Origin of the sequence: Pseudonocardia lutea, assembly GCF_042658055.1 — a bacterium.
GTDB classification, from domain to species: Bacteria; Actinomycetota; Actinomycetes; order Mycobacteriales; family Pseudonocardiaceae; genus Pseudonocardia; species Pseudonocardia lutea.
The window spans coordinates 148,646-170,426 of sequence record NZ_JBHSQK010000018.1; the positions used below are offsets into that span (position 1 = coordinate 148,646).

Sequence of the window (21,781 nt, forward strand, 5' to 3'; positions counted from 1 at the left end):
CGTCAGCCCGCCCAGGCGTCGACCTCGGCCCGCCAGCGCCGCTTGTCCTCCTCCGGCGCGAAGGTGGCGTCGACGGAGTTGCGGGCCAGCCGCGCGAGCCCAGCCCGGTCCAGCCCGAGGTCGCGCTCGACGGCCCGGTAGTTCGCGTCGACGTACCCGCCGAAGTAGGCGGGGTCGTCGCTGTTCACCGTGGCGACCAGGCCCTCGTCGAGCATCCGCGGCAGGGGATGCTCCGCGAGGGTGTCCACGGCGCGCAGGGACACGTTCGACAGCGGGCAGACCGTCAGCGGGATCCGCTCCTCGCGCAGCCGCGCCACCAGCTCCGGGTCCTCCATGGCCCGGATGCCGTGGTCGACGCGCTCGACGTGCAGCAGGTCGAGGGCCTCGCGCACGTAGTCCGGCCCACCCTCCTCCCCCGCGTGCGCCACCCGGTGCAGGCCCTCGGCGGCCGCCATCGCGTAGACGCGGGTGAACAGGGACGGCGGGTACCCGACCTCCGCCGAGTCCAGCCCGACGCCGATGAAGTGCTCGCGGAAGGGCAGGGCGGCCCGCAGGATCTCCTCCGCCGCCTCCGGGCCGAGGTCGCGCAGGAAGCACAGGATCATCGCCGCGGACACCCCGTGCGTCTCCTCGGCCGCCTCGAACGCGCTGCTCAGCCCCCGGATCACCGCCTCGAGCGGGACGCCGTGATCCACGTGGGTCTGCGGGTCGAAGAACACCTCCGCCCGGCGGACGCCCGCCGCCCGCGCGCGGTCGAGGTAGCCGGTGGCGAGCTCGTGGAAGTCCTCCTCGGTCCGCAGCACCGCGAGGTTCGCGTAGTACACGTCGAGGAAGGACTGCAGGTCGGTGAAGTGCGCGTAGCGGGCGCGCAGCACGGCGGGATCGCGGGAGGGCAGCGGGAGGTCGTGCCGCTCGGCGAGCCGGACGAGCAGCTCGGCCTCGATCGTGCCCTCGACGTGGAGGTGCAGCTCGGCCGCGGGCGGGGTCGGAGCAGGTGGGGTGGGCGCGCTCATCCGCGCAGCCTGCCATCCGCCGCCGGGTCGGTCCGCGCGTCAGTCCTCGGGCACGAACCGGTACGCGCTCCCCTCCCGCACCACCTGGCCCGCGCTGCTGCCGGCGAAGTGCGTGCCGAGCACCAGCGCGCCGGACGCGGCCGCCGTCTCCAGCAGCTCCCGCCGCGTCCGCCGGGCGAGGTCCGGGTCGCCGTCGCCGGTCGCCGTCCAGTCCGGGTGCCGGCACTGGATCGGGTGGTGCAGGACGTCCCCGGTGATCACGCACCGGTCGCCGATCCAGACGCTGAGGTGGCCCGGCGTGTGCCCGGGCGTCGCCCGGAGCTCGACGCCGTCCGCGAGCGGCCGGTCACCGGGGACGGCCTCGACCAGCCCGGCGTCGAGCACCGGACGAACGGAGTCGGCGAAGGCCGGGGCGTGCAGCGGGTCGTCGGACCGCCCCCACGCGTCGAGGTCCTCCGCACCGAGCAGGTACCGGGCCCGGGGGAAGGTGGGCACCCACTCGCCGTCGACGAGCCGGGTGTTCCAGCCGGTGTGGTCGAGGTGGAGGTGGGTGCAGACGACGGTGTCGACGGAGTCCGGCGCGAAGCCCTCCGCCGCGAGGTCGTCGAGGAAGGGGCCGTCGCGGTGGTCGAACTCGGGGATCAGCGGGCGGTCCTTGCCGTTCCCGCAGCAGGTGTCGACGACGATGCGCCGGCCGCCCGCCTCGAGCAGGTAGGCGTGCAGGCTCATCCGGTACCGGCCGTGGGCGTCGACGAAGTCCAGCGCGAGGTCCGGTTCCGCGGCGACCGCGGCCGGCGTCGCCTCGGCGAAGAAGTCGACCGGGAAGGGCATGACGTGCTCCACCACCCGGCTGATGCGCACTCCGTCGACCGTCCACGACATCCGCCGCAGGCTACCCGCGGGCGGGCGCTTCGAGGAACGGTCAGAACCGGCGGTTCGCCAGCACGGGAATGGCCTTGCGCGCCGCGTCGACCTCGTCCAGGTCCACGTCGACCACCAGCTGCCCGGGCTCCGCCCCCAGCTGCCCGAGCACGGCGCCGTACGGGTCGGCGACCAGGCTCGCGCCGATGCCCGTCGGCGCCTTCCCGCGCTCGCGGCCCGCGGTCACCGGATCGGCCTGGTCGCAGGCCGCGACGAAGGCCGTCGAGTCCAGGGCCCGGGCCCGCACGAGCAGGTCCCACTGCTCCCGCTTCCCCGGCCCCGCCCCCCAGGACGCCGGCGCCAGGACCAGCTGCGCCCCGCGGTCGCCCAGCTCCTGGTAGAGCCCCGGGAAGCGCAGGTCGTAGCAGGTGGTGAGGCCGATCGTGCGCCCGTCGACCTGGATCGTGCGCGGGCCGGTGCCCGGGGCGACGGTGTCCGACTCGGCGAAGCCGAAGGCGTCGAACAGGTGGATCTTCTCGTAGGACGCCTCGACCTCGCCGCCGGTGGCCAGCAGCGTGTTGTGCACGCGCCCGTCCTCGGCCGGGGTGAACATGCCGGCGACGACCGTGATGCCGGCGTCCGCGGCGATCGTCCGCACCCGGCCCGCCCACGGGCCGTCGAGCGGCTCGGCGACCGGGCCGAGCTTCACGCCGAAGCAGCACATCGTGGCCTCGGGGAACACCACGACCCGCGCGCCGGCCTCCGCGGCCGCACGGGCCCCGTCCGCGACGAGCCCGAGGTTGTCCTCCGGAGACGGGGTCGAGACGATCTGGGCCAGGGCGATCCGCATGTGCTCAGGCTGGCATCCCGAGCATGCGGCCCGCCAACTCGGCGTACAGCAGGCCCAGCGCGTCGGGCGTCCACGGGCCGCCCGGGACGAACCACCGGGCGACGTCGATGCCGAGGGAGAGCACGGCCGCGCTCGCGCCCCGGACGTCGGGCACGGTGAACGCGCCGTCCTCGGCCCCCCGGGTGAGGAGCCCCCGGACGACCCGCTCGGTGTCCCGCCGCAGCCCGGCGATCACCTCGGCGTGCGCGGCCGTGAGCGCGCCCTGCTCGTACTGCACGACCCGCGCGGTCGTGCGCTGCTCGGCGTGCCAGCGGGTGAAGGCGTAGACCAGCACCCGCACCGCCGTGGCGGGGTCCGGGTCGGCGGCGGCGGCGCGCACGAGGTCGAGCGCGATGGCGTGCCCGCGCCGGCTGAGCGCGAAGAGCAGTTCCTCCTTCGAGGCGAAGTGCACGTACAGCGCGGCCGTGCTGAGCCCCGAGCCCTGCGCGATGTGCTTCAGCGACGTGCCGTGGAAGCCCCGCTCGGCGAAGGACTCCAGTGCGGCCCCGACGATCGCCCGCTGGGTCGCCGTCGCCCACTCCGCCCACAGGTCGAGCCCGGCGAGGATCCGCTCGCCGGCCGTCGTGGTGTCCGCCGTGACCCGACCCATGGCCCGCTCCCCTTGACGCCGCCGCCCGTCGCGCCCACCCTACTTACTGATCGATCAGTAACCCCTCCGGGAGCGACGATGCCACGAGGCGACCGCGATCTCATCCTGTCCCGCCGCGACCTGCAGTTCCTGCTGCACGACTGGCTGCACGTGGACGAGCTGACCAAGCGCGAGCGCTTCGCCGAGCACTCCCGGGAGACGGTCGACGCGGTGCTGGAGCTCGCCGCCGATCTCGCCGCGGAGAAGTTCGCGCCGCACAACAAGCGCAACGACGCCGAGGAGCCGCAGTTCGTCGGTACGGACGGAGTCGGGCGCGTCCGGCTGCACGACGAGGTCGCGCCCGCCCTGCGCGCCGCGGCGGAGGCCGGGCTGCTGTCGGCGTCGATGGACGCCGAGGTGGGCGGCCTGCAGCTGCCCCACGTCGTCGGCACGGCGGTGCAGGCGTGGTTCCACGCGGCGAACATCGGTACCTGGGCCTACGCCATGCTCACCGTCGCGAACGCGAACCTCCTGCTCGCGCACGGCACGCCGGAGCAGATCGCGACCTGGGTGCCGCCGATGCTGGAGGGCCGCTACCACGGGACGATGTGCCTGTCCGAGCCGCAGGCCGGGTCGTCGCTCGCCGACATCACGACCAAGGCCGAGCCGCGGGCCGACGGCTCCTACCGCCTGCGCGGCACCAAGATGTGGATCTCCGGCGGGGAGCACGAGCTGGGCGAGAACATCGTCCACCTGGTGCTGGCCAAGATCCCCGGCGGGGCGGCCGGGGTGAAAGGCATCTCGCTGTTCCTGGTGCCCAAGTACCTGGAGAACGGCGAGCGCAACGACGTCGCGCTGGTCGGGCTCAACCACAAGATGGGCTACCGCGGCACCGTCAACACCCTGCTCAACCTCGGCGAGGGCGCGCACACCCCGGGCGGCGAACCCGGCGCCGTCGGGTACCTGGTCGGGACGGCCGGTGGTGGCCTGGCCGCGATGTTCCACATGATGAACGAGGCCCGGATCGGGGTCGGGGCGGGCGCGGCGGCGCTGGCCTACACCGGCTACCTGAAGTCGCTGGACTACGCGAGGACCCGCCCGCAGGGCCGCCCGGCCGGGGCGAAGGACCCCGCGACGCCGATGGTCCCGATCGTCCGGCATGCCGACGTGCGCCGGATGCTGTTGGCGCAGAAGGCCTACGCCGAGGGTGCCCTCGCGCTGGTCCTCTACTGCGGGATGCTCGTCGACGAGGAGCGCACCGCCCCCACCGAGGCCGAGCGCACCCGTGCGCACCTGCTGCTCGAGACGCTCACGCCGATCGCCAAGAGCTGGCCCTCGCAGTGGGGACCGGAGGCCAACTCGCTGGCCATCCAGGTGCACGGCGGCTACGGCTACACCCGCGAGTACGACGTCGAGCAGCACTACCGGGACAACCGCCTCAACCCGATCCACGAGGGCACGCACGGGATCCAGGCCGCCGACCTGCTGGGCCGCAAGGTCGTCATGGCCGGGGGTGCCGGCTTCACCGCGCTGCAGGAGGCCGTCGCCGCCACCATCTCGCGGGCGTCCGACGCCGGCGGGGAGGCCGCCGAGTACGGCGCACGGCTGCGCGCGGCGCTGGACCGGCTCGTCGAGGTCACCGCCGTGCTGCACGCCCACCCGGACGCCGAGGAGCGGCTGGCCAACGCGTCGGTCTACCTCGAGGCGGCCGGGCACCTCGTGGTCGCGTGGATCTGGCTGGAGCAGCTGCTCGCCGCGGCCGGGCGCGAGGACGAGCTCGGCCACGGCAAGCGCGCCGCCGCCCGCTACTTCTTCCGGTTCGAGCTGCCGAAGGTCGGCCCTCAGCTGGACCTGTTGGCCTCGCTCGACCGGACCTCGCTCGACACCGACCCCTCCTGGCTCTGAGCAGGGCCGGGCCCTGCCCGGCGGGTGAGCACGATCCCGACGACGACCACGACCGCGGCGATCAGTGCCGTCATCGCGAGGTCGAAGCGGGAGCCCTCGCGCAGGGCCATGTACACCAGGATCACCGGGATCACGATGATGACCGCCCAGGTCAGCACCGGGTAGGCCCACATCCGCACGGGCAGCGCGACGTCCTCGCGCTCCAGCCGGCGCCGCATGCGCAGCTGCGACACGGCGATGACCAGGTAGACGAGCAGCGCGATCGCCCCCGAGGTGGCGAGCAGCGTGGAGAAGACCTCCTCGGGGAACACGTAGTTCGCGATCACCGTGAGGAAGCCGACGGCCGTGGACGCGAGCACCGCGATCCGGGGAACCCCGGTCGAGGTGGTCCGCATGACCGCCCGCGGCGCCTGCCCGCGGCGGCCGAGCGAGTAGATCATCCGCGAGGCGGTGTAGAGCGCCGAGTTCAGGCAGCTCGCGACGGCGACCAGCACCACGACGTCGACGACCAGCTTGGCGTTCGGGATGCCGATGGCGTCGAGGGCCGTCTGGTAGGAGCCGTTGTCCGGCAGCCTCGGGTCGTTCCACGGCACCAGGGCCACGACCAGCAGGATCGAGGCCAGGTAGAACACCGAGATGCGCCAGATCACCGAGCGCGTGGCCCGGCCGATCTTCTCCGCGGGGTTCTCGGACTCCGCCGCCGCGATGGTGACGATCTCGGTGCCCATGAAGCTGAACATCGTGACGAGCACGGCGGCCACGACGGCGCCCACGCCGTTGGGCAGGAAGCCCCCGGTGTCCCACAGCCGGCTCACGCCGCTGACCTGGCCACCGGGCAGGACGCCCAGCACGGCCAGCACGCCGATCGCGATGAACGCGACGATCGCCACGACCTTGAGCAGCGCGAACCAGAACTCGAACTCGCCGTAGTTCGCGACGTTGAACAGGTTCGTGACGGTGAGCAGCGACGTGATCACCAGTGCCCACGTCCACTGCGGGACGGCCGTGATCCACGAGTTGAGGATCGTCGCGGCCGCCGTCGCCTCGACCGGGATGACCAGCACCCAGAACCACCAGTACAGCCAGCCGACGCTGAACCCGGCCCAGCGGCCGATCGCGCGGTCGGCGTAGGTGGAGAAGGAGCCGGAGTCCGGGGTCGCGGCCGCCATCTCGCCGAGCATCCGCATCACCAGCACGACCAGCAGCCCGGCGAAGGCGTAGGCCAGGAGCACGGCGGGACCCGCCGTCGCGATCGCGGTGCCGGACCCCACGAACAGGCCCGCCCCGATCACGCCGGCGATGCTGATCATCGTGACGTGCCGGTCCTTCAGTCCCGCGCTGAGCTGCGAGTCCCCCGCCATGTCGGCTCCCTCCGGCGCCTCGGTGTCGGGGAATCATCACGCCACGCAACGTTCCTCGCAGCTCGGGGCCGGAGCTGGCAGGGTGCCTCCCGTGCCCCGCGTCGTGTACTCCGCCGCCATGTCCCTCGACGGCTACCTCGCCGGGCCCGGCGGGGACATGTCCTGGCTCGCGCCGCACTTCGGGCCGGACCCCGACGCGGAGGAGCTGGCCGCGGACACCGGGGCGCTGCTGGTCGGGGCCCGGACCTACCGCGGGGACGACCCCAACGCGGGGACGGACGCGGAGGGCGCCTTCGGCGGGACGTGGTCCGGGCCGTCGATCGTCGTGACGCACCATCCCGACCCCGAGCCCCCGGCCGGCGTCACCTTCGCCGGGTCCGTCGAGGAGGGGCTCGCCCTGGCGCTCGCCGCCGCCGGCGACCGGGCCGTGAACATCCTGGGCGCCGATCTCGCGCGGCAGTGCCTCGCGCTCGGGGCCGTCGACGAGATCGCGGTCTCGATCGTTCCTGAGTTGCTCGGCGACGGTGTGCCGCTGCTCCACTCGCCGGGCGGGAGGTCGGTGCGGTTGGAGCGGACCCGGCTGACCGGGCTCCCGCACGCCACCACGCTCTGGTACCGGGTGGTCCGGGACGGGCTCTGATCCTGCCCACGGTCAGCGCTCGACCAGGACGATGCCGGCCGCGACCACCGCGGCGGCAGAACCTGCGCAGCACCCGCCGAGTCGAGCGGCGACGGCCGGAAACTGTCGGGGGTCGAATCTACGTTCGATCCGTGCAGCAGGTGGTGGCGATTCCGGAGGACCTGGCGGCGATGCCGCCCGGCCCGGAGCTCGCCGCCGTCCTGGCGTCGATCGATCTCGCGGCGACCGCGAACGAGGACCCCCCGGTGCTGCTGCAGGCGCGGTACCGGCAGGTCGCGCACGAGCAGGCGGGGCTGTACGAGGTGATGGCGCAGATCGGCGTCGCCACGACCACGGTCTCGAGCAGGCGGGCTGGTCCCTCGACCAGCCCGAGCCCGGCGTCTTCCGCTGGACGAGCCCGCTCGGGCAGACCTACGAGACGACCGCGGAGCCGCTGTTGTCCGAACCTCCGCCGCAGGTTTCCCACGGCACGGACGACGGCCCGAGACCCTTCGTCCGCCCGGACGAGGAGGCCTGCGGTCTGATCGAACGAGTCCGACCCGAGCCCGAACGACCACCGCCGCCCGTCGACCTCGACGAGGAGCCGCCGTTCTGAGGAACCCCGGGATCAGACCATCACGATCCCGCCGTCGATCATCACCGACTGCCCCGTCATGTAGTCCGAGTCCGGGCCGGCGAGGTAGGAGACGAACCCGGCGACGTCCTCGGGCGTCTGGACCCGCTTGAGGGCGATCAGCTCGGTGTACTGCCTGAGCGTCTCGCCGCGTTCGTTGCCGAGGTAGGGGCCCATCTTCTCGTCGATGAGGTCCCACATGTCGGTGCCGACGATGCCCGGACAGTACGCGTTGACGGTGATCTTGTACTGGGCCAGCTCCTTCGCCGACGCCTGGGTCAGTGCGCGGACCGCGAACTTCGTGGCGGAGTAGTGCCCGAGGAAGTCGAAGCCCGAGTGCCCGGCGATCGACGCGGCGTTGACGATCTTCCCGCCGCCGTGCTCCTTCATGTGCTCGGCGGCGGCCTGGATCCCGTAGACCACACCGAAGACGTTGACGCCGAAGATCGCCTCCAGGTCCTCGGGCGTCACCTCCAGCAGGGTCTTGACCTGGGCGATCCCGGCGTTGTTGACCATCACGTCGAGACCGCCGAGCTGCTCGACGGTCGCGGCGACGCCCTCGAGGACCGCGTCGCGGGAGGTCACGTCGAACGGCAGCGCGACCGAGGACCCGCCGGCGTCGACGATCTCCCCGGCCACGGCCTCGGCGTTCGCCTTGTTCACGTCGTTGACGGCCACGGCGTGTCCGTCCCTGGCCAGCCGCAGCGCGATCGCCCGGCCGATCCCCCGCCCGGCCCCGGTCACCAGTGCGACGCTCATGCCAGCACCTCCTTCGGCGAGACGAGGATCTTCACGTTCTCCTCCTTGTTGTCGATCAGTTCCCGGAAACCGCCGGACACGATGTCCTCCAGGCCGATCCGGCCGGTGACGAACTGGGCGGCGTCGACCCTCCCGTCGCGCAGCAGGGCGATCGTGTCGGGGTGGTCGCCGCAGTAGGCGAGCGAGCCGATCAGGCTGATCTCGCTCATGACCAGGTCGTTCACGGCGACCTGCGGCACGTGGCCCCAGATCGCCACGTTGACGACGGTGCCGCCCGGGCGGACCGAGCCGATCGCCGAGGCCAGCACGGCGTCGATCCCGGCGCACTCGAAGGCGACGTCCGCGCCGCCGCGGGTGAGGTCGAGGATCGCCGCGGGAGCGTCGTCGACGACCGGGTCGACGATCACGTCGGCGCCGGCGGGCCCGGCCTTGGCCTTGCGTGCCGCCGCGGGCTCCACGACGACCACCTGCCCGGCGCCCGCGGCCTTGAGCGCCGCCGTGGTCACGAGCCCGATCGGGCCGGCGCCGTAGACCACGGCGGTGCCGCCCTCACGCAGCCCGGACAGGCGCACGGCGTGGTAGCCGACGGCGAGCGGCTCGACGAGCGCGCCGAGGTCGGTGGGCAGGTCGCCGAGCGGGTGCACCCAGCGCCGGTCCACCACGCAGCGCTCGGCGAACCCGCCCTGGTCGCCGGACAGCCCGACGAAGCCCAGGCTGCGGCAGATGTTGTAGCGGCCCGCCCGGCAGGCCACGCACTCCCCGCACACCCAGTACGGCTCGACGGCGACCCGATCCCCCTCGCTTACCCCGGTCACCCCGGAGCCCACCGCCGACACCACGCCGGCGAACTCGTGGCCGAGCACCACCGGCATCTCCACGCCGGTGAGCGGATGGGGCTCGCCCTTGCCCGGGATGAAGATCGGCCCCTCGAGGAACTCGTGCAGGTCGGTGCCGCAGATGCCGCACCAGTCGACCGAGACCTCGACCTGGCCCGGCCCCACCACCGGGTCGGGGACCTCGTCGATGCGGATGTCGCCGGGACCGTGGAACCGCGCTGCTCTCATGTGTCCACGGTCACGTCCGGGCGGGGCCTGGGCAACGGTTGCAGCGAGGTTGCAGGATCACCGCATGACCAGGAGCGCGGACACCGACGTCCCCGACAAGCGCGCGGTGCGCGAGTTCGCCCGCCACCTCTTCGGCGTCTACACCGCCGGCGGGCTGACGATCATGATCGACCTCGGGCACCGCACGGGGCTGTTCGAGGCCGCGGCGCAGGGCCCGGCGACCTCGGCCGAGCTGGCGGAGCGGGCCGGGTTGCAGGAGCGCTACGTGCGCGAATGGCTCGGCGCGATGGTCACCGGCGGGATCGTGACCTACGACGACGGGCGGTACACCCTGCCCGCCGCGCACGCCGCCGCGCTGACCGGGCCGGGCTCGAAGAACATGGCGCCGATGGCCGCGATGGTGCCCTTGCTCGGCCGCAACCTCGAGGGGATCGCGGAGGCCTTCCGCCACGGCGGGGGCCTGCCCTACGAGGCGTTCGCGCCGGACTTCACCGGCGTGATGGACCAGCTCAACCGCCGCCCGCTCGACGAGCTGCTCGTCGACGTCTGGCTCCCGCTGGTGCCCGGGCTGACCGAGCGGCTGGCGGCGGGAGCGCGGGTGGCCGACGTCGGGTGCGGGACCGGGCACGCGTTGGTGATCCTGGCGAAGGCCTTCCCGGCCTCGACGTTCACCGGCTACGACATCGCCGAGGACGCGCTGGAGCGGGCCCGCGCCGAGGCGGCGGCCGAGGGGCTGACGAACGTGCGGTTCGAGCGCGCGGACGCCGCCGCCTTCCGCCCGGCCGAGCCCGTCGACGTCGCGTTCGCCATCGACGCGGTGCACGACCAGGTCGACCCCGCCGCGATGCTGCGGGGGATCCACGACGCGCTGGTGCCCGGCGGCCGCTTCGTCATGGTGGACATGGCCGCGGCGAGCGACCTGGCCGACAACGTGGGCAACCCGTTCGCGCCGTGGATCTACACGATCAGCACCCTGCACTGCATGACGGTCTCCCTCGCCGACGGCGGCGCGGGGCTGGGCGCGGCGTGGGGCAGGGAGCTGGCGGTGCGCATGCTCGGCGAGGCCGGGTTCGGGGAGGTCACGGTGACCCCGGCGCCCGGGCAGGCGCTCAACCTGATCTACGCGACGGAGCGGGCGGGCTGAGCCCGGCCGCTCCGTGGTCCCCCGGTCCCCCGGGGCGGTCGTCAGGCCTTGGCCTGCATGGTCTCCCGCGCCGGGTTGCCCTGGTCGGCGGCCTTCGGGTCCTTCTCGGCGGCCTTCTCCCGCACCCCGGCCTCGATCCGGTCGCCGATCTCCTTGTCGATGTTGTGCCAGTACTCGAACGCGCGCTCGAGGACCGGCTCGGACACGCCGTTGAGCAGGTGCCCGACCACGTTGTCGACCAGCCGGGCGCGGGCCGCGTCGTCCATCACCTCGCGGACGAGCGTGCCGGGCTGGCCCCAGTCGTCGTCCTCGGCGTGGTCGACGTAGGCGGTGCGCATGATGTCGCCGTCCGCCTGCCAGGTCGGCACGTGCTGCGTCGTGTCCGCGGCCGGGCCGCCGTAGGAGTTCGGCGCGTACACCGGGTCGGAGACCTTCTTCACCCGCATCGCGCCGTCCTTGGAGTACGAGTGCGTCTCCACGACGGGCGAGTTGACGGGGATCTGCTGGTAGTTGCCGCCCAGCCGATGGCGGTGGGCGTCGGCGTAGGAGAACAGCCGCGCGAGCAGCATCCGGTCCGGCGACGGGCCGATGCCGGGCACCAGGTTGTTCGGCTGGAAGGCCAGCTGCTCGATCTCCGTGTGGTTGTCCGTGGCGTTGCGGTCGAGCGTCATCCGGCCGACCTCGGTCAGGGGGTAGTCGCCGTGCGGCCACACCTTGGTCAGGTCGAAGGGGTTGAAGCGGTAGGTCTTGGCGTCCTCGTACGGCATGATCTGCACGAAGAGCGTCCAGGAGGGGTGGTCGCCGTCCCGGATGTGCTCGAACAGGTCACGCGTGTGGTAGTCCGTGTCGACCGCCGCCATCTGGTCGGCCTCGTCCTGGGTGAAGCACTCGATGCCCTGGTCGGTCTTGAAGTGGTACTTGACCCAGAACTCCTCGCCGGCGGCGTTGATCCACATGTAGGTGTGGCTGGTGTAGCCGTTCATGTGCCGCCAGGTGCGCGGGATGCCGCGGTCGCCCATCAGCCAGGTGACCTGGTGCGCCGACTCCGGGGAGAGCGTCCAGAAGTCCCACTGCATGTCGTGGTCGCGCAGGTTGTTGTCGGCGCGCCGCTTCTGCGACCGGATGAAGTGCTGGAACTTCATCGGGTCCTTGACGAAGAAGACCGGCGTGTTGTTGCCGACCATGTCGTAGTTGCCCTCGGACGTGTAGAACTTGATCGCGAAGCCGCGGGGGTCGCGCCACGTGTCGGGGCTGCCCCGCTCCCCCGCGACGGTGGAGAAGCGGACCGCGAGCTCGGTGCGCGCACCCGGCTGGAAGAGCGCCGCCCTGGTGTAGGCGCTCACGTCGTTGGTCACCTCGAAGTACCCGAAGGCGCCGCTGCCCTTCGCGTGCGGCTGGCGCTCCGGGATGCGCTCCCGGTTGAACTGCGCCATCTGCTCGATGAGGTAGCTGTCCTGCAGCAGGATCGGGCCGCCGGGGCCGACGGTCAGCGAGTGCTCGTCGCTCTCGACCGGGATGCCGGCGTCGGTCGTGGTGGGGTGCGGGCGCGCTGTCGTCACCGGGGATGCGCCTCCTCGTCGCGGCCGGACGGCCGCGGTGTCGTGAGTGGTGTGGTGTGTCGGTGCGTGGTGGGCGTGCGGTGGTCCTGCAGTCCTGCGAACCACCCGGTGGGTTACCCGCGGCCGCCGCCGGCGACACGTCGCGCGTCGCACGACGTCTCGTCCGGATCCGGGTATCGCCGGCCCGCATACCGGGTTCCTCCCGGGGGTAGTGACCCTCTGGTCCGAGCACGGAGGTACGCGAGATGGTCGACGACGACCGGCTTCCCCAGAACGACGACGCGGTGGTCCCGGCCGCGCCCCCCACGGTGATGGCGATGGACGAGGACCAGCTGTGGGACGTGGTGCGGTCACTGGCCGAACCCGCCCGCGGCGAGCTGCGCGCGCTGTCCTGACGCGGCCCCCGGGGGCGGCGCGCGCGATCCCCGCCCTTCGCCGAGGTGATCGGCCTGGTCGCGCCGTGTAGCGTCGGGCGGCGACGGCGGCGGCGGCGTCGGGGTCGCCGCGAGGCTGCGGAGCGGCGCTGCGGCGGGTGGAGCACAGGTGATCGACAGGGACCGGGAACGGCTGCTGGCCGGCGAGGTGGAGCGCATCCCGCGCCGGCCGGAGATCGTGGAGTCCTGGCGGCGGTCGCGGCTGTCCGGGGTCGACCCGGACCAGCTGGAGCTGCCGCAGGCCCGGCCGGAGGAGAACCGCTTCAGCCGCACCGCGACCCCCGTCCTGGAGGCCGCGGCGGACGCCCTGGTCGGCGCGGACACCAGCCTGATGCTCACCGGCCCGACCGGCACCGTCCTGTGGCGCTGGACGGACACGGACGAGCTGCGGCGGCGGCTGGACCGCCGCTCGGTCGTGGTCGGCACCGAGTGGGCCGAGGAGCACGTCGGCACCAACGGGATCGGCACCGCACTGGAGACCGCCCGGCCGGTCGTCGTGACCGGGGCGGACCACTACTCGGGGGCGCTGCACGGCTTCAGCTGCGCGGCCGCGCCCGTGCGGCACCCGATGACCCGGCGGGTGCTCGGCGCGCTGAACATGACCTGCCGCGCCGAGGACGCGAACCCGCTGGTCCGGCCCACGCTGCTCAAGCTGGTCCGGGAGATCGAGGCCGAGCTCTACGGCACGAGCAGCGCCCGCGAACGCGAGCTGTTCCGGCACTACCTCAGCGCCCGACGCCGCAGCGCGGCGGCGGTCGTGGTGCTCGACGGCGACATCCTCATCGCCAACCGGGCCGGCGCGCGCCTCGAGCTCGACCACCGCGCGTGGTGGGCCCGGGCGCAGGACGAGCTGGCCGGGGCCACCGAGGTGACCGTGCCCGCGGGTCCGGACGGCCCCGAGGTGCGGTGCCGCACCGTGACCTCGGCCGGCCGCACGGTCGGGCTGATCGTGACGGTTCCCGAGGCCGGGGAGCGGCCCGGCACGCCCGCCCGCACCGCCTTCGCGGCCGCCGGTGCGTCCGGCGACGGGCTCGCCGACACCGTGCGCCGCCGGCTCGGCGCGGAGCCGCTGCTCGTGCACGGGGAGCCGGGCACGGGCAAGACCACCCTGCTCGCCGGGCTCGGCCTGGCGGTCCACGACGCCGCGCGCCTGCCCGGGACGGGCCTACCCGCCTGGCTCGACGCCCTCCGGCAGGCGCTCGACGGCGGCTCCGCGGTGGCGCTGACCCATCTCGAGACGCTCGACGGAAGCGCCTGCGCCGCTCTCGGCGCCCTGCTCGACGACCGCGACGGCAGCCCGGTGCGCCTGGCCGGCACGTGGTCCGGCGACCCGGCCGGCGCCACCCCCGCCCAGCAGGCGCTGCTCGACCGGTTCGGCCTCGACGCCGTGGTGGTGCCGCCGCTGCGCAGCCGGTCGGACGAGATCCCGGCCCTGCTCGACGGCCTGCTCGACGAGCTGACCGTGAACCGCCGCGAACCTCGGCCGCGGCTGACCCCGGCGGCCACCGAGCTGCTGCGCCGGTACCCCTGGCCGGGCAACCTCCGCCAGCTCGCCGGCGTGGCGCGCTGGCTCGCCCGGCAGGACCGCGCCGTCGTCGACGCCGACGACCTGCCCGCCCGGCTGCGTGCCGCGACGCCGCGGACCCGGCTGACCCCGATGGAGGCCGCCGAGGCCGACGCGATCCGGGAGGCCCTGCGGGAGTGCGCCGGGAACAAGGTCGCCGCCGCCGCGCAGCTGCAGATCGCCCGGTCCTCGCTCTACCGCAAGATCCGCGAGTACGGGCTCTAGGACATGGCGTCCATCGGCGCTTGCCCGGGCACGGTAAGGGCCGGCAGGACGTCGGGGGCGGCGAGGAGCAGCACGCCGAGCGCGAGCAGCAGCGCCGCGGTCGCGTAGGTGGTCACCCGCCGCCACGGCAGGGTCTTCTCGACGGCGATGATCCCGGCGACGACCGCCATCCAGACCAGGCTCATCACCCCCAGCGCGAACAACGAGGCCATGAGCGCCCAGCAGCATCCGACGCACCAGGCGCCGTTGCGCGCGCCCATCCGCAGCGCGCCCCAGCGACCGTCGCGCCAGGAGGTCAGCAGGAGGCCCAGGGGGCTCGTGCACTTGCCCAGGCAGACGTCCTTGAGCGGGGTGAGCTCGTACACGGCGGCGACGACGAGCGTGGCTCCCGCGATCCACCGGCCGGCCCGGTCCCAGGTCAACGGGTCGCCCGGGACCTGGTTCAGGAGCCTGGCGACCGCGAAGGCTCCCAGTCCCGCCGCGGCCCAGGTGAGGAGGTAGCCCGCCGTGAACAACAGCGGCGACACCGGGGAACGCCGCCGGGTCAGGCGGGAGTAGAGGGCGACGGTCGGGGAGACCGACGGGAACATCATCGCGGCCATCATCACGACCCAGGTCCCCAGGAACCACCCGAGCTCCCCCAGGCCGGTCCACGGCCCCTGGTCCATGCCCCGCATCTGGCGGGCCGTCCACCACCAGCCGATCGCCGCGACGGCGAGCAGGACGGCGACCAGGCCGAGCCGGGCGCGTACGGCGGCATAGGCCGGCGCGAGGCCGCCACCTCCGGCGGGAGGATCCTGCGCCGGGGCGGCCCCCACGTCAGGCGGCCCAGGAGAACTCGGACGTGGACAGCCCGGTCTTGCCCTCGTACCGGATGCCGAAGGCGTCGATCCGCGAGCGACGGGCCTCGGCCATGGTCAGGTTCGATCCCACCGGGTGGAACATGCCGTCGAAGCGCACCGGCCTGCCGTCCTCCACCCCGAACGGCACGATGTCCTCCACCTCGAAGTCGATCGCGTCGGCCACCCTCACGCCGTGCCGCAGCCCGTCGTGGTCGAGCTCGATCGCGGCGCGCTCGATCCCGACCACCTCGCCGACGAGCGGAGCCAGCGCGGCCATCGGGCCCCCGAGCCGGCCGCCGAACACCTGCGTCAGCTTGTCGAACTGCTCGTCCGTGGCCTGGTCGTCGACGAACATCCCGAGGCGCCAGTTGCCGTCCGTCATCACCTTCGGCGTGTCGATGATCGCGACCACCCGGCGGCCCCGGACATCGGTCCCCTCGATCTCGCCGTCGCGGATGTCGAAGGCCAGGGTCGCCCGGCAGAAGTCGTAGGTGGCGCCGTGGTCGAACGTCAGGTTGCACGGGCACATCAGCTCGCACGAGCACGTCTCGACGTACCGTCCGCTGAGGCTCCACGACATCGTCCGCTCCCTCCACGAGGGCGACGATTGTTCACCCGTTCGAAGGGGCCGGTCAACCGTCCGGAGGACGGACCGGTCGCCCCCCTAGCCGATGTCCCGCACGAGGTCGAGGGCGCGGCCGAGGGTGGTCAGCCGCTCGTCGAGGGTCTCGCCGGCGGGGTAGAGCCGCACGGTGTCCACGCCCGCGTCGCGCCAGACCCGCAGGCGTGCCCGGACCATCTCCTCGGTGCCGATCAGCGTGGTGCCCAGCACCATCTCGTCCGTGACGAGCCCGGCCGCTCCCGCCCGGTCCCCGGCCTGCCACCGTGCGCGGACCTCGGCGGCGACCTCCGCCCAGCCCTGGCGGCTGTAGGCGGCGTTGTAGAAGTTCGTGGTGGCCGAGCCCATCCCGCCCAGGCTGAACGCCAGCCCCTGGCGGCGGTCGGCGACCATGGTGCGCAGCTCCTCCTCGTCGGCGGCGAACGCGACCTCCGCGCCCTGGCAGACGTCCAGGTCGGCGCGGGTGCGGCCGGCTGCGGCGAGCCCCTCGTCGAGCGGGCCGAAGTAGGCCGCGGAGCCCTCGGGCACGAAGCTCGTGCCCAGCCAGCCGTCGGCCGTCTCGCCGGTGAGCCGCAGCATGCGCGGGGACATCGTGGCGAGGTAGATCGGGATGTCCGGGTTCGGGGCGGTGGACAGCCGCATCGGCCGGCCCTCGCCGCCGGGCAGCGGGATCCGCACGGTCTCGCCGGTGTAGGCGACCTTCTCCCCGGCGAACGCCTGCCGGATCACGGCGACGGCCTCGCGGGTCCGGGTGAGCGGCCGGGCGAACGGCACGCCGTGCAGGCCCTCGATCACCTGCGGGCCGGAGGGGCCGAGGCCCAGCACGAACCGGCCGTCGGACAGGTCGGCGATGGTGAGCGCCGCCTGCGCGATCGCCACCGGCGTACGCGTGCCGACCTGCACGATCCCGGAGCCGAGCATGATCCGCTCGGTGCGGGCGGCCAGGAAGCCGAGCACGGACGGCGCGTCGGAGCCCCAGGCCTCGGCGACGAACACCGCGTCCATGCCGAGCTTCTCCGCCTCGACGACGAGCTCGACGGTCTGCCGGACGTCGCCCGCCGATCCCTCGACCGTGGTCGCGGTGCGCATCACACGCCCTCGACGCGCTTCTTGATCGCCTCCACCGTGCCGCTCATGTTCCGCTCGAACTCCCGCAGCCGGACGAAGACGATCTTCTGTTCCCTGTCCGGCATCCGGTCGATGGCCACGCTGAGCCCGGAGCGCGCCGGGCCCATCCGCACCCACTGCCGCAGCCGGGTGCCGCCGTCGGCGGGCTCCAGGGTGAAGCGCCAGGTCGCCGTGGGGTGGTCGGCGTCCTCGACCGCCCAGGCGAACACCCGCGGCTCCTCGCACTCGACGACGTGCGACACCGTGGACCACTCCCCCAGCGCCTCGTGCGCGTTGTGGCCCCGGAACCGCGCGCCCACCCGCGGCGCGCCATCCTCCAGCCACTCCACCCGCTGCACCTCGGGGCTCTGCCCGGGCATCGCCTCGACGTCGACGACCGCGGGCCACACCCGCTCCGGCGGCGCGTCGACCCACGTCTCGACCTCCACGGTCGGCCCGTCGGCGTAGCGGGCTCCGGTCCACTCCATCGGTGGGACTCTCCTCGTCCTCGGGGGAAGGCGGCGCGTCGAGTCTCGCACAGTGGGTTTCGCACGAAAACCCATGTGGCGCCCCGCCGGTCGGTGCAGCGTCCGCGGCGCGGGTCTCCCCCGCCCGCTCGGCCTACCGACCAGTAGAGCGCTGCTTCGAAGATCCGCAGGTACAGCCCGGTTGTGGCACGCGGGGCGAGGCACCAGACTCGACCCGGTCCGCCGTCGCCGACTCCGAACCGGGTGCCCCGAAATGCAGGACCGCGCTCCGCGCCTCACCGGGCTCGGGCACGCGTTGCCCGGCCGCGTCGTCACCAACGACGATCTCGCCGCGACCCTCGACACCTCCGACGAGTGGATCCGGTCGCGCAGCGGCATCGCCACCCGGCACCACGTCGACCCGGGCACCGCGACCTCCGACCTGGCCGCCGAGGCCGGCGCCCGCGCGCTCAAGGCCGACCTGCACACCGGCGGGAGCGGTGCGGTCGACCTGGTCGTGCTCGCGACCACCACGCCGGACCGCACCTGCCCGGCCACCGCGCCGCTCGTCGCGCACCGGCTGGGCCTGGGCACGGTCCCGGCCTTCGACGTCAACGCCGTGTGCTCCGGGTTCCTCTACGGCCTGTCCACCGCCGCCGCGATGATCACCGGCGGCGCCGCCGACTCCGTGCTGCTGGTCGCGGCCGACACGTTCTCGACCATCGTCGACCCCAGCGACCGCCGCACCGCCTTCCTGTTCGGCGACGCTGCGGGCGCCGTGGTGCTGCGGGCGGGCGGCGGCACCGTGACCGACCCCACCCTCCACCACATCGTCCTCGGCAGCGACGGCGGCCAGGAGGACCTGATCATCACCCCCGGCGGCGGCTCGCGGGACCCCGGCTCCCCCGAACGCTGGTTCACCATGCAGGGCCAGGCCGTGTACCGGCAGGCCGTCGACCGCATGACCCGCTCCACCGAGGAGGTCCTCGCCCGCACCGGCTGGACCGTCGGCGAGGTCGACCGGTTCGTCGGGCACCAGGCCAACCGCCGGATCCTCGACGCCGTGGCCCACCGGCTGGGCCTGCCCGCGGACCGGGTGGTGGCCAACCTCGACCGGGTGGGCAACACCGCCGCCGCGTCCATCCCCGTCGCGCTGTCCGACGCGCACGACCACGGGAGCCTGCGCCCCGGCGAGAAGGTCGTGCTCACGGCCTTCGGCGGCGGCGCGACCTGGGGCGCCGCCACCCTGACCTGGCCCGACCTGCGCTGACCCGCGCCCGGCCGACCTGCCCCGGCGGTGCCCGGACGGCCGCCTGACACGATGGCGCCCGTGGAGGATCTCGCGGGCTTCCTGGGGCGGACCCCGCCGTTCGGCTCGCTCCCCGAGCACGAGCTGCGCCGGGTCGCGGAGGCCGCCGAGATCGTCGACCATCCGCCGGGTGCGCAGATCCTCGACGCCTTCGCGCAGGCCGGCGAGGCGGTGCACGTCGTGCTGTCCGGCCAGGTCGAGATGTGGACCGTCGACGACGCCTGCGACCGGCCCGCCGACGAGACGGTCGGGCGGGGCGGGGTCTTCGGGCAGACCTCGGTGCTGACCGGTGCCGCCGTCGGGCCGCGGGTGGTGGCGCTCGGCCCGGTCCGGCTGGTGCGGATCCCCCGCAAGGCCGTGGCCGCGGCGTTCTCCTCCCCCGCCGGCGTGCGGCTGCTCGCCCACGACCTCTTCGCCGCGCGCAACCGGGCCGACGCCGTGCCCCGCTTCCGGACCGTCGACGAGCTGGTCGTGTCCGAGCCGGTGCTCGGCACGCCGGCGACCACGGTGGCCGAGGCGGCACGGCTGATGACGGAGCGGCGCTCCGGCTACCTCGCCGTCCCCGCCGGCGACGGGCGGTTCGGGCTGGTCACCGACGCGGTCCTGCGCGCGCGGGTCCTGGCCGAGGGCCGTCCCGGCGCCACCCCCGTCGTCGAGGTGATGACGCCGGCGGCGCGGACCGTGCGGACCGGCACCCCGACCGCCGACGTCCTGCAGGAGCTCACCGAGCACCGGCTGGACCTGCTGCTGGTCGTCGACGCCGAGGGCCGGTTGCGCGGGGCGGTCGACCCGCAGGACTTCCTCGCCTCGCCGTCGGCCGCCGGGATGGTGCTGCGCGAGCAGGTGGTCCGCGCCGAGCGGCTCGACGACGTCGTGGGCCTGGCCCGCCGACTCCCGCTGCTGCTCGGGGACCTGGTCCGGCAGCGGCGGGCGGCCTCGGAGACGACGGCGGTCTACTCGACGGTCGTCGACGCCGTCCTGCGGCGGGTCCTGACGCTCGTCCTCGCCGACCGCCCGGCGCTCGACGAGCACGAGGTCACCTGGATGCTGCTGGGCAGCAACGCCCGCCGCGAGGCCACCCTGGGCTCGGACATCGACTCCGCGGTGGTGTTCGCCGAGTCCGTCGACGGCCCCCGGGCCGAGACCTACCGGGGCGCGTTCGCCGAGGTGGCGGACGTGCTGCGGCGGGCGGGGCTGCGGGTCGACGCGCACGGCGCCACGCCGGCGTCGCCCCTCTTCGCCCGCACCCGCACGCAGTGGCGCGCCGCCGCGCAGCAGTGGCTGACCGAGCCCCTGGCCAACCAGGGGATGCTCATGGCCTCGTTGCTGCTCGACGGCCGCCCCGTCCAGGGCGACCCGGCCCGGCCCGTGGTCACCGAGGTGTTCGCCGGGGTCCGCGACCACCCCGCGACCATGAAGCTGCTCGTCCGGGAGTCGCTGTCGCACCGGGCCCACCTGCGCTCGGTGCGCGACGTGCTCGCGGGGCGCGGCGGCACGTTCGACCTCAAGGCCCACGCCCTGCGCCCGGTCGTCGAGATGGCCCGCTGGGCGGCGCTGAGCGTGCGCTCCCCCGAGCTGTCGACCCGGGCCCGGCTCGCCGCGGCCGCGGGCTCGGTGCTGCTGTCCCGTGACCAGGCCGAGACCCTGATCGAGGTGTTCGAGGTGCTGCAGCGGGTGCGGCTGCACCAGCAGCTCGCCCAGTTCGACCGGGGCGAGCCGGTGTCCGACGTCGTGTGGATGCGCCGGCTCACCCCGCTGGACCGCAGCCTGGTCGCCCAGTCCGTGCGGGAGATCGCCACGGTGCAGAAGCGGCTGTACTCGCTGCTGCAGTACACATCGCCGCAGGAGTGGGGCCGGGCCGACCACGCCTGAACGCACGCACGGCGCCCCTGCTCACCGCGGGTGAGCGGGGCGCCGTGCCGCGGTCCGGCTCCGGCCCGGGATCAGGCCTTCGCGTCCGCCCGCTTGGGCAGCACCCAGTCCGGTCGCGGGAAGTGGCAGGTGTAGCCCCACGGGATGCGCTCCAGGTAGTCCTGGTGCTCGGGCTCGGCCTCCCAGAAGTCGCCGGCCGGCTCGACCTCGGTCACCACCTTGCCCGGCCAGAGCCCGGAGGCGTCCACGTCGGCGACGGTGTCCTCGGCGACGCGCTTCTGCTCGTCGTCGAGGTAGTAGATCGCCGAGCGGTACGACAGGCCGATGTCGTTGCCCTGCCGGTTCTTCGTGGTCGGGTCGTGGATCTGGAAGAAGAACTCCAGCAGCTCGCGGTAGCTGGTCTTCTCGGGGTCGAACACGATCTCGATGCCCTCGGCGTGCGTGCCGTGGTTGCGGTAGGTGGCGTTCGGGACGTCCCCACCCGTGTAGCCGACGCGGGTGCTCACCACGCCCGGCCGCTTGCGGATGAGGTCCTGCATGCCCCAGAAGCAGCCCCCTGCCAGGATCGCCTTCTCGTAGCGGCTCATCACTGCTCCCTTCTCGTCCTGCAGTCCCGTGCTGGTCAACCGGTTCGCGTCCCCGGATAGTCCCGCGCGCCGGCGCGCCGGTGAGCGCGCGGCGGGATCGGTTCCCCGCAGCCTAGGACCCCGCCGGACGTGCGACGTAGATCGCGTTCTGCGGGCGCGGGCTGGGCAGCCGGGCCTGCACGGTGAAACCGGCCTCGGCGAGCAGCGCCTCGGCCCGTTCGTGCCCCCACATCGCGCCCAGCCCCGCGCCGCCGCGACGGCCTCGGGGACGACGTCGACGCCCGTGACCGTGCTGGTGGGGAACGCGTCGGCGACCAGCCGGGCGACCTGCCCGGTGCCGCACGCGACGTCGAGCACG

20 protein-coding genes and 1 pseudogene are annotated in these 21,781 nt (G+C 73.8%); 7 read left to right on the plus strand and 14 right to left on the minus strand.

The window, feature by feature from the left end; genetic code table 11:
• Window positions 1–2 precede the first annotated feature (2 nt).
• From ACFQH9_RS09735 to ACFQH9_RS09750, 4 genes are read right to left on the minus strand one after another with little or no spacing between them, the layout of a single operon-like run.
• Window positions 3–1,013 (minus strand): adenosine deaminase, encoded by a 1,011-nt coding sequence (locus ACFQH9_RS09735; RefSeq protein ID WP_379565594.1) that lies wholly within the window; start codon window positions 1,011–1,013, stop codon window positions 3–5.
• Between the two features lie 39 nt (window positions 1,014–1,052).
• Complete coding sequence (locus ACFQH9_RS09740; protein ID WP_379565595.1) at window positions 1,053–1,895, minus strand: MBL fold metallo-hydrolase; 843 nt, start codon at window positions 1,893–1,895, stop codon at window positions 1,053–1,055.
• A gap of 40 nt (window positions 1,896–1,935) precedes the next feature.
• The gene (locus ACFQH9_RS09745; RefSeq protein WP_379565596.1) at window positions 1,936–2,724 is read right to left on the minus strand and encodes a carbon-nitrogen hydrolase family protein; all 789 of its coding nucleotides are present in this window, start codon (window positions 2,722–2,724) and stop codon (window positions 1,936–1,938) included.
• Window positions 2,725–2,728: 4 nt separating this feature from the next.
• Window positions 2,729–3,373, minus strand: a complete 645-nt coding sequence (locus tag ACFQH9_RS09750; protein ID WP_379565597.1) for a TetR/AcrR family transcriptional regulator — start codon at window positions 3,371–3,373, stop codon at window positions 2,729–2,731.
• A 78-nt stretch (window positions 3,374–3,451) separates the two neighbouring features.
• Between ACFQH9_RS09750 and ACFQH9_RS09755 the strand changes: the two genes are divergently transcribed.
• Window positions 3,452–5,257 (plus strand): acyl-CoA dehydrogenase, encoded by a 1,806-nt coding sequence (locus tag ACFQH9_RS09755; RefSeq protein ID WP_379565598.1) that lies wholly within the window; start codon window positions 3,452–3,454, stop codon window positions 5,255–5,257.
• Here the strand turns inward: ACFQH9_RS09755 and gabP are convergent.
• A complete protein-coding gene (gene gabP / locus ACFQH9_RS09760; protein ID WP_379565599.1) occupies window positions 5,194–6,618 on the minus strand; it encodes a GABA permease in 1,425 nt (474 codons plus the stop codon). The two genes, ACFQH9_RS09755 and gabP, sit on opposite strands and share 64 nt — an antisense overlap.
• 91 nt (window positions 6,619–6,709) lie before the next feature.
• On the opposite strand from gabP, the gene ACFQH9_RS09765 reads away from it, so the two are divergent.
• Complete coding sequence (locus ACFQH9_RS09765; protein WP_379565600.1) at window positions 6,710–7,258, plus strand: dihydrofolate reductase family protein; 549 nt, start codon at window positions 6,710–6,712, stop codon at window positions 7,256–7,258.
• A gap of 607 nt (window positions 7,259–7,865) precedes the next feature.
• Here ACFQH9_RS09765 and ACFQH9_RS09770 read toward each other — a convergent pair.
• Together ACFQH9_RS09770 and ACFQH9_RS09775 are read right to left on the minus strand one after the other, a co-directional pair.
• A complete protein-coding gene (locus tag ACFQH9_RS09770) occupies window positions 7,866–8,630 on the minus strand; it encodes an acetoin reductase (protein WP_379565601.1) in 765 nt (254 codons plus the stop codon).
• Window positions 8,627–9,694 (minus strand): 2,3-butanediol dehydrogenase, encoded by a 1,068-nt coding sequence (locus ACFQH9_RS09775; protein ID WP_379565603.1) that lies wholly within the window; start codon window positions 9,692–9,694, stop codon window positions 8,627–8,629. The genes ACFQH9_RS09770 and ACFQH9_RS09775 overlap by 4 nt, the downstream gene beginning before the upstream one ends.
• Before the next feature lie 64 nt (window positions 9,695–9,758).
• Between ACFQH9_RS09775 and ACFQH9_RS09780 the strand changes: the two genes are divergently transcribed.
• Window positions 9,759–10,838 (plus strand): class I SAM-dependent methyltransferase, encoded by a 1,080-nt coding sequence (locus ACFQH9_RS09780; protein ID WP_379565605.1) that lies wholly within the window; start codon window positions 9,759–9,761, stop codon window positions 10,836–10,838.
• 41 nt (window positions 10,839–10,879) lie between these two features.
• On the opposite strand, the gene ACFQH9_RS09785 is transcribed toward ACFQH9_RS09780, so the two are convergent.
• Complete coding sequence (locus ACFQH9_RS09785) at window positions 10,880–12,397, minus strand: catalase (RefSeq protein WP_379565607.1); 1,518 nt, start codon at window positions 12,395–12,397, stop codon at window positions 10,880–10,882.
• A 245-nt stretch (window positions 12,398–12,642) separates the two neighbouring features.
• On the opposite strand from ACFQH9_RS09785, the gene ACFQH9_RS09790 reads away from it, so the two are divergent.
• Together ACFQH9_RS09790 and ACFQH9_RS09795 are read left to right on the plus strand one after the other, a co-directional pair.
• Window positions 12,643–12,792 (plus strand): hypothetical protein, encoded by a 150-nt coding sequence (locus ACFQH9_RS09790; protein WP_379565608.1) that lies wholly within the window; start codon window positions 12,643–12,645, stop codon window positions 12,790–12,792.
• A gap of 148 nt (window positions 12,793–12,940) precedes the next feature.
• Window positions 12,941–14,620, plus strand: coding sequence for a sigma-54-dependent Fis family transcriptional regulator (locus ACFQH9_RS09795; RefSeq protein WP_379565609.1), 1,680 nt, complete (start codon window positions 12,941–12,943; stop codon window positions 14,618–14,620).
• Here the strand turns inward: ACFQH9_RS09795 and ACFQH9_RS09800 are convergent.
• From ACFQH9_RS09800 to ACFQH9_RS09815, 4 genes are all read right to left on the minus strand, one after another.
• Entirely contained in the window at window positions 14,617–15,438 is an 822-nt protein-coding gene (locus ACFQH9_RS09800) for a DUF2182 domain-containing protein (RefSeq protein ID WP_379565610.1), read from the minus strand. The two genes, ACFQH9_RS09795 and ACFQH9_RS09800, sit on opposite strands and share 4 nt — an antisense overlap.
• Before the next feature lies 1 nt (window position 15,439).
• Window positions 15,440–16,042, minus strand: a complete 603-nt coding sequence (locus ACFQH9_RS09805) for a DUF1326 domain-containing protein (protein WP_379565611.1) — start codon at window positions 16,040–16,042, stop codon at window positions 15,440–15,442.
• An 84-nt stretch (window positions 16,043–16,126) separates the two neighbouring features.
• Window positions 16,127–17,170 (minus strand): LLM class flavin-dependent oxidoreductase, encoded by a 1,044-nt coding sequence (locus tag ACFQH9_RS09810; RefSeq protein ID WP_379565612.1) that lies wholly within the window; start codon window positions 17,168–17,170, stop codon window positions 16,127–16,129.
• Window positions 17,170–17,676: an SRPBCC family protein gene (locus ACFQH9_RS09815; RefSeq protein WP_379565613.1), complete on the minus strand. Its 507-nt coding sequence runs from the start codon at window positions 17,674–17,676 to the stop codon at window positions 17,170–17,172. Before ACFQH9_RS09815 ends, ACFQH9_RS09810 begins: the two co-directional genes overlap by 1 nt.
• A gap of 253 nt (window positions 17,677–17,929) precedes the next feature.
• On the opposite strand from ACFQH9_RS09815, the gene ACFQH9_RS09820 reads away from it, so the two are divergent.
• Together ACFQH9_RS09820 and ACFQH9_RS09825 are read left to right on the plus strand one after the other, a co-directional pair.
• Window positions 17,930–18,925, plus strand: a complete 996-nt coding sequence (locus ACFQH9_RS09820; RefSeq protein WP_379565614.1) for a beta-ketoacyl-ACP synthase III — start codon at window positions 17,930–17,932, stop codon at window positions 18,923–18,925.
• Window positions 18,926–18,985: 60 nt separating this feature from the next.
• Window positions 18,986–20,836, plus strand: coding sequence for a putative nucleotidyltransferase substrate binding domain-containing protein (locus tag ACFQH9_RS09825; RefSeq protein WP_379565616.1), 1,851 nt, complete (start codon window positions 18,986–18,988; stop codon window positions 20,834–20,836).
• Between the two features lie 71 nt (window positions 20,837–20,907).
• Here the strand turns inward: ACFQH9_RS09825 and msrA are convergent, their stop codons facing one another.
• Together msrA and ACFQH9_RS09835 are read right to left on the minus strand one after the other, a co-directional pair.
• Window positions 20,908–21,423: a peptide-methionine (S)-S-oxide reductase MsrA gene (gene msrA, locus ACFQH9_RS09830; RefSeq protein ID WP_379565647.1), complete on the minus strand. Its 516-nt coding sequence runs from the start codon at window positions 21,421–21,423 to the stop codon at window positions 20,908–20,910.
• A 246-nt stretch (window positions 21,424–21,669) separates the two neighbouring features.
• Window positions 21,670–21,780, minus strand: a pseudogene (locus ACFQH9_RS09835) (methyltransferase domain-containing protein); the annotation flags it as partial.
• Window position 21,781 lies beyond the last annotated feature (1 nt).

Coding starts and splice junctions, on each gene's coding strand:
- ACFQH9_RS09735 (WP_379565594.1), bottom strand. CDS start 1,013: ATGAGCGCGCCCACCCCACCTGCTCCGACCCCGCCCGCGGCCGAGCTG.
- ACFQH9_RS09740 (WP_379565595.1), bottom strand. CDS start 1,895: ATGTCGTGGACGGTCGACGGAGTGCGCATCAGCCGGGTGGTGGAGCAC.
- ACFQH9_RS09745 (WP_379565596.1), bottom strand. CDS start 2,724: ATGCGGATCGCCCTGGCCCAGATCGTCTCGACCCCGTCTCCGGAGGAC.
- ACFQH9_RS09750 (WP_379565597.1), bottom strand. CDS start 3,373: ATGGGTCGGGTCACGGCGGACACCACGACGGCCGGCGAGCGGATCCTC.
- ACFQH9_RS09755 (WP_379565598.1), top strand. CDS start 3,452: ATGCCACGAGGCGACCGCGATCTCATCCTGTCCCGCCGCGACCTGCAG.
- gabP (WP_379565599.1), bottom strand. CDS start 6,618: ATGGCGGGGGACTCGCAGCTCAGCGCGGGACTGAAGGACCGGCACGTC.
- ACFQH9_RS09770 (WP_379565601.1), bottom strand. CDS start 8,630: ATGAGCGTCGCACTGGTGACCGGGGCCGGGCGGGGGATCGGCCGGGCG.
- ACFQH9_RS09775 (WP_379565603.1), bottom strand. CDS start 9,694: ATGAGAGCAGCGCGGTTCCACGGTCCCGGCGACATCCGCATCGACGAG.
- ACFQH9_RS09780 (WP_379565605.1), top strand. CDS start 9,759: ATGACCAGGAGCGCGGACACCGACGTCCCCGACAAGCGCGCGGTGCGC.
- ACFQH9_RS09790 (WP_379565608.1), top strand. CDS start 12,643: ATGGTCGACGACGACCGGCTTCCCCAGAACGACGACGCGGTGGTCCCG.
- ACFQH9_RS09805 (WP_379565611.1), bottom strand. CDS start 16,042: ATGTCGTGGAGCCTCAGCGGACGGTACGTCGAGACGTGCTCGTGCGAG.
- ACFQH9_RS09810 (WP_379565612.1), bottom strand. CDS start 17,170: ATGCGCACCGCGACCACGGTCGAGGGATCGGCGGGCGACGTCCGGCAG.
- ACFQH9_RS09815 (WP_379565613.1), bottom strand. CDS start 17,676: ATGGAGTGGACCGGAGCCCGCTACGCCGACGGGCCGACCGTGGAGGTC.
- ACFQH9_RS09820 (WP_379565614.1), top strand. CDS start 17,930: ATGCAGGACCGCGCTCCGCGCCTCACCGGGCTCGGGCACGCGTTGCCC.
- msrA (WP_379565647.1), bottom strand. CDS start 21,423: ATGAGCCGCTACGAGAAGGCGATCCTGGCAGGGGGCTGCTTCTGGGGC.